This window comes from Pseudorhodoplanes sp. (assembly GCF_046289595.1).
Lineage (GTDB): Bacteria > Pseudomonadota > Alphaproteobacteria > Rhizobiales > Xanthobacteraceae > Pseudorhodoplanes.
This window is the reverse complement of record NZ_JBKBVB010000138.1, coordinates 1-10,935: the sequence shown is the minus strand read 5'-3', so window position 1 is coordinate 10,935 and position 10,935 is coordinate 1. Positions and strand designations below refer to the sequence as shown.

Genomic DNA, 10,935 nt, shown 5'->3' with positions numbered 1-10,935 from the left:
CCTGTGCGGCGCGATCGATCGCGCGCTGCAGGGTGTGGGTCTGATCCTGCGGCGCGTCGGGCTTTATGCCGAGATCGGCCGCGTCGAGGCCGAGCACGGGAGATGCGGCTGCCGGCGCGGCCGCAGCCGCGACGGCGCCAGCAGTTCCTGCAGCAAGGACGATCCGGCGGCTGAAGGTCATGTCAAAGCTCCCGGGGCGGGGTTGCATCAACATAATGCCGGCGGGCGGTTGATCGCCCCCGGCGGCCCGACTAATCGCGCGGCAGGGTTAAGCGGTTAATGCGGAACCGCGGCCCCGCTACGGCATCGGCTCGCAGGCGAGGTCGCCGCGCGACAGCTCCTTGGCGTTGCCGCGGGCATCGATTGCGACCTCGCTCGCATAGACCACGACGCTCGGATTGTCCGGTGGCGTGCTGTCGCGCCGGTAGGATTCTGCGCAGATATCAGCCGCCGGCATCGTCATCTCGGCCGGCACCAGACCGTCCTTCACAAGCTCGGCCCAGCATGCCTTTGCATTGCGCATCAGCGAGCAGGGTGCGTTGACGCCACGCCGGTAGCGCAGGCGCAAGATGGCATTCTCCAGCGCCAGGCTCTGCAGCACCGGATTGCTCAGCGCCGCATCGCGGAACACGATCCTGCCGGTGCTTGCGTCGACGATCGCGAAATTGGTGGCGCCGTGCGGGTCGAGATCGGAGAACAGAAGAAATCCGCCGCGGCGGCCGTCGAGCGTCATCCCCGCAGTGTCGAGCAGGATTTCGCCCGGCGCAGCCTTGGCGGTGCAGGGCGCCTTCGGATTTTTCACGATGGCTGCGTTCTCGGATTCCGGACCGTCCTGGGTTTCCCGGATCATCAGGTCGGGGAACGCGGTGCAGCGGATTTCCGTATCCTGATCCGGCGTCGGCTTGATCGTCCGGACTTCGGCGGGTTTGTCGAACTGGTCCGGCGTCTGGGCGGCTGCAACCGCGAGGCCGGCCGTTACTGCCGCGAGCGCGAAAACACAGACGTGGAATCGAGACGATTGCATTGTGTGGTTTTCGCCCGCCATTCTTGACGGATCAAGTCCGTCCGACACCTTGATTGTCACGCAAAGCCGCAACGGTGGCACGCAGCAGCGTATGCCCAGCCCCGAGCATACGCTCCGCGGGCATGCGGGCCGAGACCGGAGGCACATGGATGAAGGCGGCGATGCGCGGGCCATCCGGCTGCGCCGCCGCTCGCGTGGCGTGCCAAAGACTATAATTGCACAGATACGCGCCCGCATCGCGCGACAGACGCGCCGGCAATCCATCGCGTTGCAAGGCGGCAAGGAGATGTTCCACCGGTGCGCGGACCGCGAGGCTGGGCGACGCGGTCTCATCGATGGGGGAGGGACCAGGCGAAAAACCGCCTTCGTCGGGCGTCGCCGATATGGTGTTGCGCGCCCGGCATTCGATCCGGATCGCGCGAGAGCGGATGGCAAGGCCAAACATGAGAAGCGCGTCCGGCCGCAAGTCTGCCAAGAGTTGCGGCAGCGTGCGGTCTACCGTGTCATAGCGCGTGGTAAAGACATGGGCTGTGACGACGGCGTCATGCGTCTGCGAAAGCGGCCCGTCCGCCAGAGTCTGCACCAGCTTTCCGGTCGGATTGTCCGGCGCGCCGGGGAACGGTCCGAACCCGGTGACGAGGATGTGCAATGGTCGCGGCGCGGGCATCTACAGCCCCATGGCGCTGGCGATTTCCTCGACGGCGAGGACGGCAGACAATTTCCCGGCCGCTACCTGTTTTTCGATCTGCGGCAGCCGCGTCTTCAGCGCGGGATCGGCGCGCAATTTTGCCAGCAGTCGTTCCTCCAGCATCGACCACATCCAGGTCACCTGTTGCGCTCTCCGCTTTTCGGCGAATGCGCCTGCAGACTCGGCCGATTGCCGGTAGTCGCAGATGCTCTGCCAGATCGCAGCGAGACCGTCTCCGGTCAGGGCCGAGTAAGTGATGACCGGCGGCGACCAGCCATCGCTCGCCGGCTTCAGGATATGGAGCGCCGCGCGATATTCCGCCGCGGCTTGCTGCGCGCGCTTGATGTTGTCGCCGTCCGCTTTGTTGACCGCGATCATGTCGGCGAGTTCGACCACGCCCTTCTTGATGCCCTGCAATTCGTCACCTGCGCCCGGCAGCATCAGCACCAGGAAGAAGTCGGTCATGCCGGCCACGGTGGTCTCCGACTGGCCGATGCCGACGGTCTCGACCAGGATCACGTCATAGCCCGCGGCCTCGCAGAGCAGCATGGTCTCGCGGGTTTTCGCTGCGACACCGCCGAGTGTGCCGGAGGACGGCGAGGGGCGGATGAAGGCTTTGTCGTCGGCTGCGAGCCTTGCCATCCGCGTCTTGTCGCCGAGGATCGAGCCGCCGGTGCGGGTGGAGGAAGGGTCCACCGCAAGCACCGCGACCTTATGGCCCTTGGCGGTGAGGTAGCTGCCGAGTGCGTCGATCGTGGTCGATTTGCCGACGCCGGGTGAACCGGTGACGCCGATGCGGATCGCTTTGCCGGTATACGGCAGCAAATGCTGCACCAGCTGGTGCGCCTGCTGGCGATGGTCTGCGCGCCGGCTTTCGATCAGGGTGATGGCGCGCGCCAGCGTCGCGCGGTCGCCGGAGATGATGGCCTCGGCATAATGATCGTTGGTGGAAGCGTTCATGTCTCGCTCAAGCCGGCAACACGGCGATGCCAAGTTTCTGTGCTGCGGCTTTCATGGCGCGATCGAGTGTCACGAGAACGGCGTCATTGAGAAGTGCAAGCTGGACATAGGCCGCGTCATAGGTCGTCAGGCCATGAGCGACAGCAAATTGAACAAGTGGCCCAATCTCATCCGGATGGATGGCTGGTTCGATCTGAATGTTGAGCCAGTCAAGATCCTCCATGATGGTTTCGAAATCGTCTGGCGAAAGTTGTCCTGCCTTCGCCGGCCCATACAGCGCATTTCCGATTTCGAGTGGCCAGTGGGCAGGTGCAATGGCCTCGCCATCTGGAAGCGCGTCGAAAACATGATCGGCGCTCGATCCGCTCTTCTCCCCGAGCAGCCACGCCACCACCACCGACGCGTCGACAACGATCAACGGCGGCCCTCTTCAATCCGCCTTTTTATCTCGTCGTGAGTCAAATTCAGGTTCAGTTTGCGGCCGACGTCTCGCAACCTAGCGATTGCTTCACGGCGTCGCCGGCGCTCTTCGGGTGTAAAGGTACGGTCCGGCCGCACCAGCCTCGCAACCGGTTTGCCGTGACGCGTGATCATAATGTCATGGCCGCGTTCGACCTCTTCCAGCAGGCTGGAGAGGTGGGTTTTCGCTTCGAAAATACCGACGTGTTTCATACGGGAAGTCTAGCTAGGCTAACCAGACTAGTCTAACTATAATTCAACCCTCTGAATTTAAAGGCTATTCCGCCGCCTTCTGCCCGTAGCCGAGCCGCGTGTTGAGCTTGCGGATCAGGTCTTCGGCGGCTTCCGCGATCACTGTGCCGGGCGGGAAGATCGCTTCCGCGCCGGCTGCCGTCACCGCGTCCCAGTCCTGTGGCGGCACCACGCCGCCGACCACGATCATGATGTCGCCGCGGCCGTGCTTTTCAAGTTCCGCCTTAAGTTCAGGAACCGCGGTCAAATGCGCGGCCGCGAGCGAGGAAACGCCGACGATATGCACGTCGTTTTCCACCGCCTGGCGGGCGGCTTCGGCCGAGGTGGCGAACAGCGGTCCGATATCCACGTCGAAGCCGAGATCGGCGAAGGCCGATGCGATCACCTTCTGACCACGGTCGTGGCCGTCCTGGCCGACCTTGGCGACCAGAATACGCGGCCTGCGGCCCTCGTCGGCCTCGAATTGCTGGACCAGCTTCTGCACCCGCGCGACGGCGTCGGACATTCCGCCGACCTCCCGTTTGTAGACGCCGGAGATCGCCTTGATCTCCGCGCGATGGCGCCCGAACACTTTTTCAAGCGCCGATGAAATCTCGCCGACCGTGGCCTTGGCTCTCGCCGCATCGATCGCGAGCGCGAGCAAATTGCCGCCCTGTATCGCGCCGTTGGTCAAAGCATTGAGTGCGGCTTCGACAGCTTTCGGGTCGCGTTCCTGGCGCAGGCGCGCGAGCTTGTCGATCTGCAACGCGCGCACGGTCGAATTGTCAACCTTCAGCACGTCGATCGGCGTTTCGCTCTTTGGCTTGTATTTGTTGACGCCGATCACCGATTGCACCCCGGCATCGATCCGCGCCTGGGTCTTGGCGGCGGCTTCCTCGATGCGGAGCTTGGGGATCGACGCCTCGATGGCTTTCGCCATGCCGCCGAGTTCCTCGACTTCCTCGATGTGGCTCCAGGCTTTCTTCGCCAGTTCATAGGTCAGCCGCTCAACATAGAACGAGCCGCCCCAGGGATCGATGATGCGGGTGGTGCCCGATTCCTGCTGCAAGACGATCTGCGTGTTACGGGCGATCCGGGCGGAGAAATCGGTCGGCAGCGCCAGCGCTTCGTCGAGCGCATTGGTGTGCAGCGATTGGGTGTGCCCCTGCGTCGCCGCCATCGCCTCGATCATGGTGCGGGCGACGTTGTTGAACACGTCCTGCGCGGCAAGCGACCAGCCCGAGGTCTGGCAATGCGTGCGCAGTGACAGCGAGCGCGGATCGTTCGGCGAAAACTCCTTCATCAGCTTGGCCCAAAGCAGGCGCGCGGCGCGCATCTTGGCGACTTCCATGAAGAAGTTCATGCCGATCGCCCAGAAGAACGACAGCCGCGGCGCGAACCTGTCGATGGGGATGCCGGCATTCAAGCCAGCGCGCACATACTCGATGCCGTCGGCAAGCGTATAGGCGAGTTCGAGATCCTGCGTCGCACCCGCCTCCTGCATGTGATAGCCGGAGATCGAGATTGAGTTGAACTTCGGCATGTTCTTCGAGGTGAAAGCGAAGATGTCCGAAATGATGCGCAGGCTCGGTGCGGGCGGATAGATATAGGTGTTCCGCACCATGAATTCTTTGAGGATGTCGTTCTGGATGGTGCCGGCGAGCTTTGCCGGCGGCACGCCCTGTTCTTCGGCGGCGACGATATAGAGCGCGAGAACGGGAAGCACCGCGCCGTTCATGGTCATCGACACCGTCATCTGGTCCAGCGGAATGCCGGAGAACAGCGTGCGCATGTCGTAGATCGAATCGATCGCGACGCCGGCCATGCCGACATCGCCCGACACGCGCGGATGGTCGGAGTCATAGCCGCGGTGGGTGGCGAGATCGAAGGCGACCGACAACCCTTTCTGCCCGGCCGCGAGATTGCGCCGGTAGAAGGCGTTGGAATCCTCCGCCGTGGAGAAGCCGGCATATTGCCGGATCGTCCAGGGCTGGTTCACGTACATGGTCGGGTAGGGGCCGCGCAGATAAGGCGCGATACCGGGATAAGTGTCGAGAAAATCGAGCCCGACGAGGTCGGTCGCGCCATAGGCTGGCTTCACCGGGATGCCTTCAGGGGTCACCCAGTCGGGCGCAGACGAAGCAGGGGCCGCCGCGATCTGCGGGGCCTGCCAGTCCATGGAAGCGAAATCAGGCAGCCGGGTCATGGGTCTACAACGCCTCAATCGAGGCAATCATAACACGATGTGTGCATCGCATCACGGGCCTTTCCGAAGTGACTCATAAGCCGCCTGAAGCGTCGCCAGGGCGTCGCACCCGGCAAAGACGTAGGTTTGTACGCCGGCATGCTTCAGCGTATCGGCCAGGTCACCCGGCCGGCCGGCGAGATAGATGTGCTGTGCACCGGCGGCCGATAGTGCGCGTGCCGCGTCGGCCGCCTCGCGCGCATAGACCTCGTCGGACGAGCACAGGCAGGCGAGCGATGCTCCGGACTGCCGAAACGCTGCGGCGAGGTCGCCGCCTGCGAACTCGAACGCCTCGATTCCGCCGGCCTCGAAGAAGTTCTTCGCGAAAGTTGCGCGCGCGATGGTGTCGGCGGGCGTGCCGAGCAATGCGAGGAAGACCTTCGGGCGCGCGCCGGTCGCCTTCAGTATGGCGTCGGATGCGTTGCGCAACGCCTCAAACGGTTCGGCGAGCCGGATGCAGGGCAGGGCCTTCTCAGACAGTGATTGAGAGGTTTGCGGTGCCACTTGAAGGACGTTTACCGCACTCTCGGAAAGATGCGGGAACTCGCTGGTCCCGGTGAGAGGATCGCGGCGCGTTGCGACCGCCTTTTCGCGCGCCGTGCGGGTCTCGGCGACCTGTTTCTGAATTAATCCGGATTCGAGCGCGGCCGCAATACCGCCGCTCTTCTCGATCCCCTGGAACAGCGTCCATGCTGTGCGGCAAAGTTCGTCTGTCAGCGTTTCGATGCCGCCGGAACCCGCCGCCGGGTCCATCACTTTCCCGAGGTTGGATTCCTCCAGAAGAATGAGCTGCGTGTTGCGCGCCACGCGCCGCGCGAAGCCATCGGGCAAGCCGAGCGCCGCCGTGAATGGCAGCACCGTCACCGCATTCGCACCGCCGAGCGCCGCGGCGAAAGCCGCGATCGTCACGCGCAGCATGTTCACGTAAGGGTCGCGCTGCGTCATCATGCGCCACGCGGTCTCCGCCGAAACGAAAGCCGGCTGCGGAGCAAGTCCGCTCGCTTCCTCGACGCGCGCCCAGAGTTTCCGAAGCGCGCGGAATTTCGCCATGGTCAGGAACTGATCGGCATCGGCCGACAGCCGGAAGAAGAGCATCCGCCGCGCCTCGTCCAGCGCCACGCCGCCCGCTTCCAGCGCGCGCCAATAGGCGATCGCCACCGAGAGTGCGTAGGCGAGTTCCTGTGCTTCCGAGCCGCCGGCATTATGGATGACGCGCGCATCGGCGGTTGCGAACGGCCCGCGGAAGCCTTCGTCGGAAAGCGTGCGGGTCATGCGCGCGAACAGCGGTGCGATCTCGCTCCACGGCATCGGCGTGGACGAGCCTGCGGCCATCAGGCCGATGGGGTCGAAGCCGATGCGAAGGTCGCATGCGGCGGGATCGAGCTTGCGCGTCTTCACGATCGTCGCGACATGTGCCGGCACGTCTTTGGCGTCGCGCGTGAGCACGAATTCGATCGGCGCTCCGGCATCGAGATAAACGCCGTCGAGAATGCGGGCCAGGCCGCCGGCCGAGGTGTCGATGCCGAAACCGGCCGCGCCGATGGCGCCGGGGCAGACCAGCACCAGTCCGTTCGCGCCGTTCTCGAGATCCTCCAGCGCCTGTGTGTTGGCTTCCTTCGGATCGGGGTGATCGACCCGCGCCATGATCTGCCATGGCGCGCCGGGCGCGCGGCCAGTCAGGACATGCACATCGGCCCGGCGTTCATAGAGCGGCTCGATCCTGAGGCCGTCATAGGTGGTGTTGACCAGCTTCTTTTCGAACGGCGCGCCTTTCAGCACGCCATCGACCAGCTTCAGCCATTGCTCGCGGGTCGCGGGTGGAAATTCGGAGGCGAGGGGGAGGTCGGTCACGGACATGTCATACCCATTTTGGGGGATGATGGAACCCAATTTGGGTCTAGGCAAGTTGCTGGCTAGCGTCTCAGGGCAGCCGCTCGATTCCACTTTGGTCGAGCTTGTCCAGCGACTCGCGCAAAGATCGCCCGGCTACGGCAGCATCGGGCGCGATCTCGACCAGTGGCACCAGTACGAAGGCGCGCTCGAACAGGCGCGGATGCGGCAAGGTCAAATTCGGTTCGGCGATCGCCTCGTCGCCATAGGTCAGAAGGTCGATGTCGAGGGTGCGCGGTCCCCAGCGGGTCTCGTTGCGGCGGTCGCGGCCGAAGCTGCGTTCGACCTCCTGCGCGCGGTCGAGCAGGCCGCGCGGCGACAGGCTTGTCTCGACCTCGATGCAGGCGTTTATGAAAGGCGCCTGGTCGGTTACGCCCCAGGGCGGCGTGCGGTAATCGGAAGACCGCGCCAGCAATGCGACATGCTGACCGTCGCAGAAGGCGGCGATGGCGTCCGCGATGGTCGCGCGCGCATCGCCGACATTGCCACCGAATGCGACAAAGGCGCGGGACATCCGGTTCTACTTTTCCCGGCTGCGGGTGATGATGACGCCGACATCGTCAAAGGTTGCAGGGATCGGCGCATTCGGCTTGTGCACGGTAATGCGCACGCGCGAGACCCGCGGAAAGCGCTCCAGGATGGCGTCGATCGCCGCCCCCGCCGCAGCCTCGATCAGCTTGTAGCGCTTCTTCAAAAAAGCCTCGGTCGCAGCGGCGGCGACCTGATCGTACGAAACGGTGTGTTTCAGGCGGTCCGAGCGGGCGGCCTCTTTCAGATCGATGTCGATGACAATATCGAGCTTGAAACTCTGCCCGACCTTGGCCTCATGCGGCATTACGCCGTGATAGCCATGCAGTGCAAGCCCGGTGATGAAGATGGTGTCGGTCTGCGTCATTGGGCTTTCTCGATGGCTTCGGCAACCCGCAAGGCCTGCATCGTCTCAAACACATCATGGGTGCGCACGATGACGGCCCCATGGCGCACCGCCGCGAGGTGCCCCGCAATCGAGCCGCCGAGCCGCTGCATCGGTTCCGACGGCACGACCGAGGCAATGAACCGCTTGCGCGAAAGCCCGATCAGGATCGGCAGGCCGAAGCGCTTCAATTCTGCCAGCCTGGCGACGGCGATGATGCTCTGCTCCGGCGTCTTGCCGAAGCCGATGCCGGGATCGAGGACAATCTGTTCGCGGCGCATGCCGGCGGCGTCCGCAATCGCAAGCGAGCGCTCGAAATAGCGCAGCATGTCGTCCACAATGTCGATCGCGGGATCGGCCCCGTCGCGGTTATGCATGACGATGACAGGTACGCCGCGATCGGCCACCACCCGCGCCATGTCGGGATCGCGCTGCAGCCCCCAGACGTCGTTTGCGATCGTTGCGCCAAGCCCGATCGCCCAGTCCAGCACGCTTGCCTTCATGGTGTCGACCGAAACCGGCTTGCCGAGCGCAATCACCGCAGGCAGCACCGGCTCAAGGCGCGCGCGCTCGATGTCCGCGGTCACCGGCTGCATGCCGCCATAGGGGCGGGTCGATTCGGCGCCGACATCGATGATATCGGCGCCTTGCGCGATCATCTGCGAGGCATGCGCGATTGCGATCTGCGGATCGACGAAGCGGCCGCCATCCGAGAACGAATCCGGGGTCAGATTGAGAATTCCCATAACCGCCGCGCGGCCCGGCAACAGCAGGCGCTCGAGCGGGGAGCGTCCGGAGCGCTCGTTGGTTGAAACCGCGATCATGGTTCAGCGCTTAGGGCGCAGGAGCAGGGCCGTGTCAACCGGGGCGTAAGCCTCATGGCGCCGCAGAGGGCAACAGATACCGTCCTAGCGGTAGGTGATTTTCGGCGGCAGCTTTTTGGCCGCCTCGATCCACCGGCCGACAGCCTTCTCGGTCGGCACCAGCCGCACGAGCTTGCGCTTGTCATTTTCCTCGCGCATGGCGGCGGCGAGCTTGGCGGGATTGCGGTATTTCAGTTCGCGCACCGTATCCACGCCCACACGGCAAAGCAGTTCGGCGTAGCCGGTCCCGAGGCCCTTGACCCTGAGCTTGTCGGCGAGATTGGCAAGGCGCAGCAATTCGCGGGGCTCGATGCCGGTCTTCTGCGACAGCGCCTCGCGTTCCTTGGCGCTCTTGGTCGCCTCCAGCAATCTGTCGGAGGTGCGGATGCCTGCCGCGCGCAGACATGCGACAATGTGCGGGGGAAGACCATCCAGCTTTTTCAAGGATTTCGACACCGTGATCCCCGCTGCGGCCGCCTGAACCCAGTGTCAGACGAATTGCGACAAACCGGGAATTGAGCCGACCATGTCGGCGACCGCATCCTCGCCGGCTTTTTCGCGTGCGAAGGCGAGCAGCGTTCGGGCGACGCCCTGGACCTCGCCCATGCCAAGGCCAAGGCCCATGAGCTGGGTGCCGACGCCCATGATGCCGCCCATGGCAAACGCGCCTCCGGAGGGGGCCGCCGCGGCGGCTTCCTCGGCGCCGGGGAGGGCGTCGATCAAGGGCTTTACCTTGTCGGCGGGGGCTTCCTTGATCAGAAATGCGAGGATGATGCCGACCGCCTGTTCGGCGACCGCGCGGTCGATGCCGAGCTCGGCGACGAGTCGCCCAACGAGTTCATCCATGACGTGCCCCCTCCCGCACTCGTGGCGGGTTGTGATCGGGCATTGATAAAGGAAATGGCCGAAAAGGAATACGTCATCAGATAATTATGCAACGGGTGTGACACCCTCGCCACTATCGTCCTTGCTTGCAAATCTGTGCGGCGATGCGACCTATGGCCTGCCGGCGTTGACCCGGCTTCGGCAACGCCTCAAAAATGCGATTGATTTCAAGAGGGGATGCGGCGCGATGGCGAAACGAGCCAGCAAATCGGCGAAGAGCAAGAATTCCGGAGCGCCGGGACCGGCATCTGAGCCAAAATCACCCCGCCGCGCTGCCGTAAAAAATCCGGGCACGCCGGCCGAGCCGCTCGAGCCCGAAGGCACGATCTTCGTCGGCCAAAGCGTCAAGCCGGAGCGCATCCTGCTGCGCATGGCCAACCGGCACGGCCTCGCCACCGGAGCGACCGGTACCGGCAAGACCGTCACCCTCCAGGTGCTGGCCGAAGGCTTTTCGCGGAACGGCGTGCCGGTCTTTGCGGCCGATATCAAGGGCGATCTCTCCGGCATTGCCATGGTCGGCGAGCCGAAGCCGTTTCTGGTCGAGCGCGCCCAAAGCATGGGGCTCGACTACCAGCCCGACGATTGTCCGACCATCTTCTGGGATCTGTTCGGCGAGCAGGGCCATCCGATCCGCGCCACCGTCTCGGAAATGGGACCGTTGCTGCTGGCGCGGTTGCTCAACTTAAACGACGTCCAGGAGGGCGCGCTCAATATTGCCTTCAAGATCGCCGACGATCAGGGCCTGCCGCTCCTTGATTTCAAGGACTTGCGGGCGAT

13 protein-coding genes and 1 pseudogene are annotated in these 10,935 nt (G+C 64.2%); 1 reads left to right on the top strand and 13 read right to left on the bottom strand.

The features are described from left to right. From ACK41X_RS20530 to ACK41X_RS20470, 13 genes and pseudogenes are all read right to left on the bottom strand, one after another. A pseudogene (locus ACK41X_RS20530) lies at window positions 1–181 on the bottom strand (TIGR03808 family TAT-translocated repetitive protein); the annotation flags it as partial. A gap of 117 nt (window positions 182–298) precedes the next feature. Then, window positions 299–1,024 carry a hypothetical protein gene (locus ACK41X_RS20525; protein ID WP_409727147.1) on the bottom strand — a complete coding sequence of 242 codons (726 nt, stop codon included), beginning with the start codon at window positions 1,022–1,024 and terminating at the stop codon, window positions 299–301. A gap of 31 nt (window positions 1,025–1,055) precedes the next feature. Further along, the gene (locus ACK41X_RS20520; protein WP_409727144.1) at window positions 1,056–1,691 is read right to left on the bottom strand and encodes a pyroglutamyl-peptidase I; all 636 of its coding nucleotides are present in this window, start codon (window positions 1,689–1,691) and stop codon (window positions 1,056–1,058) included. Further along, on the bottom strand, window positions 1,692–2,672 hold the full coding sequence (gene meaB / locus ACK41X_RS20515; RefSeq protein ID WP_409727141.1) for a methylmalonyl Co-A mutase-associated GTPase MeaB: 981 nt from the start codon (window positions 2,670–2,672) through the stop codon (window positions 1,692–1,694). Window positions 2,673–2,679: 7 nt separating this feature from the next. Then, window positions 2,680–3,090: a type II toxin-antitoxin system VapC family toxin gene (locus ACK41X_RS20510; RefSeq protein WP_409727138.1), complete on the bottom strand. Its 411-nt coding sequence runs from the start codon at window positions 3,088–3,090 to the stop codon at window positions 2,680–2,682. Beyond that, window positions 3,087–3,344: a type II toxin-antitoxin system Phd/YefM family antitoxin gene (locus ACK41X_RS20505; protein ID WP_409727135.1), complete on the bottom strand. Its 258-nt coding sequence runs from the start codon at window positions 3,342–3,344 to the stop codon at window positions 3,087–3,089. Before ACK41X_RS20505 ends, ACK41X_RS20510 begins: the two co-directional genes overlap by 4 nt. 64 nt (window positions 3,345–3,408) lie before the next feature. After that, entirely contained in the window at window positions 3,409–5,568 is a 2,160-nt protein-coding gene (gene scpA, locus ACK41X_RS20500; RefSeq protein WP_409727132.1) for a methylmalonyl-CoA mutase, read from the bottom strand. 51 nt (window positions 5,569–5,619) lie between these two features. Continuing rightward, window positions 5,620–7,464, bottom strand: a complete 1,845-nt coding sequence (locus tag ACK41X_RS20495; RefSeq protein WP_409727129.1) for a methylmalonyl-CoA mutase family protein — start codon at window positions 7,462–7,464, stop codon at window positions 5,620–5,622. A 64-nt stretch (window positions 7,465–7,528) separates the two neighbouring features. After that, the gene (gene folK / locus ACK41X_RS20490) at window positions 7,529–8,011 is read right to left on the bottom strand and encodes a 2-amino-4-hydroxy-6-hydroxymethyldihydropteridine diphosphokinase (RefSeq protein WP_409727126.1); all 483 of its coding nucleotides are present in this window, start codon (window positions 8,009–8,011) and stop codon (window positions 7,529–7,531) included. Window positions 8,012–8,017: 6 nt separating this feature from the next. After that, complete coding sequence (folB, locus tag ACK41X_RS20485) at window positions 8,018–8,392, bottom strand: dihydroneopterin aldolase (RefSeq protein WP_409727124.1); 375 nt, start codon at window positions 8,390–8,392, stop codon at window positions 8,018–8,020. Next, window positions 8,389–9,234: a dihydropteroate synthase gene (folP, locus tag ACK41X_RS20480; protein ID WP_409727121.1), complete on the bottom strand. Its 846-nt coding sequence runs from the start codon at window positions 9,232–9,234 to the stop codon at window positions 8,389–8,391. Before folP ends, folB begins: the two co-directional genes overlap by 4 nt. An 84-nt stretch (window positions 9,235–9,318) precedes the next feature. After that, the gene (locus ACK41X_RS20475) at window positions 9,319–9,729 is read right to left on the bottom strand and encodes a DUF4332 domain-containing protein (RefSeq protein ID WP_409727119.1); all 411 of its coding nucleotides are present in this window, start codon (window positions 9,727–9,729) and stop codon (window positions 9,319–9,321) included. Between the two features lie 33 nt (window positions 9,730–9,762). Further along, entirely contained in the window at window positions 9,763–10,119 is a 357-nt protein-coding gene (locus ACK41X_RS20470; protein WP_409727117.1) for a DUF2267 domain-containing protein, read from the bottom strand. Between the two features lie 226 nt (window positions 10,120–10,345). Between ACK41X_RS20470 and ACK41X_RS20465 the strand changes: the two genes are divergently transcribed. Beyond that, on the top strand, window positions 10,346–10,935 hold a 590-nt coding region (locus tag ACK41X_RS20465; RefSeq protein WP_409727115.1), incomplete at its 3' end, for a helicase HerA-like domain-containing protein.

Coding starts and splice junctions, on each gene's coding strand:
- ACK41X_RS20470 (WP_409727117.1), bottom strand. CDS start 10,119: ATGGATGAACTCGTTGGGCGACTCGTCGCCGAGCTCGGCATCGACCGC.
- scpA (WP_409727132.1), bottom strand. CDS start 5,568: ATGACCCGGCTGCCTGATTTCGCTTCCATGGACTGGCAGGCCCCGCAG.
- folB (WP_409727124.1), bottom strand. CDS start 8,392: ATGACGCAGACCGACACCATCTTCATCACCGGGCTTGCACTGCATGGC.
- ACK41X_RS20495 (WP_409727129.1), bottom strand. CDS start 7,464: ATGTCCGTGACCGACCTCCCCCTCGCCTCCGAATTTCCACCCGCGACC.
- folK (WP_409727126.1), bottom strand. CDS start 8,011: ATGTCCCGCGCCTTTGTCGCATTCGGTGGCAATGTCGGCGATGCGCGC.
- ACK41X_RS20505 (WP_409727135.1), bottom strand. CDS start 3,344: ATGAAACACGTCGGTATTTTCGAAGCGAAAACCCACCTCTCCAGCCTG.
- meaB (WP_409727141.1), bottom strand. CDS start 2,672: ATGAACGCTTCCACCAACGATCATTATGCCGAGGCCATCATCTCCGGC.
- ACK41X_RS20525 (WP_409727147.1), bottom strand. CDS start 1,024: ATGCAATCGTCTCGATTCCACGTCTGTGTTTTCGCGCTCGCGGCAGTA.
- folP (WP_409727121.1), bottom strand. CDS start 9,234: ATGATCGCGGTTTCAACCAACGAGCGCTCCGGACGCTCCCCGCTCGAG.
- ACK41X_RS20520 (WP_409727144.1), bottom strand. CDS start 1,691: ATGCCCGCGCCGCGACCATTGCACATCCTCGTCACCGGGTTCGGACCG.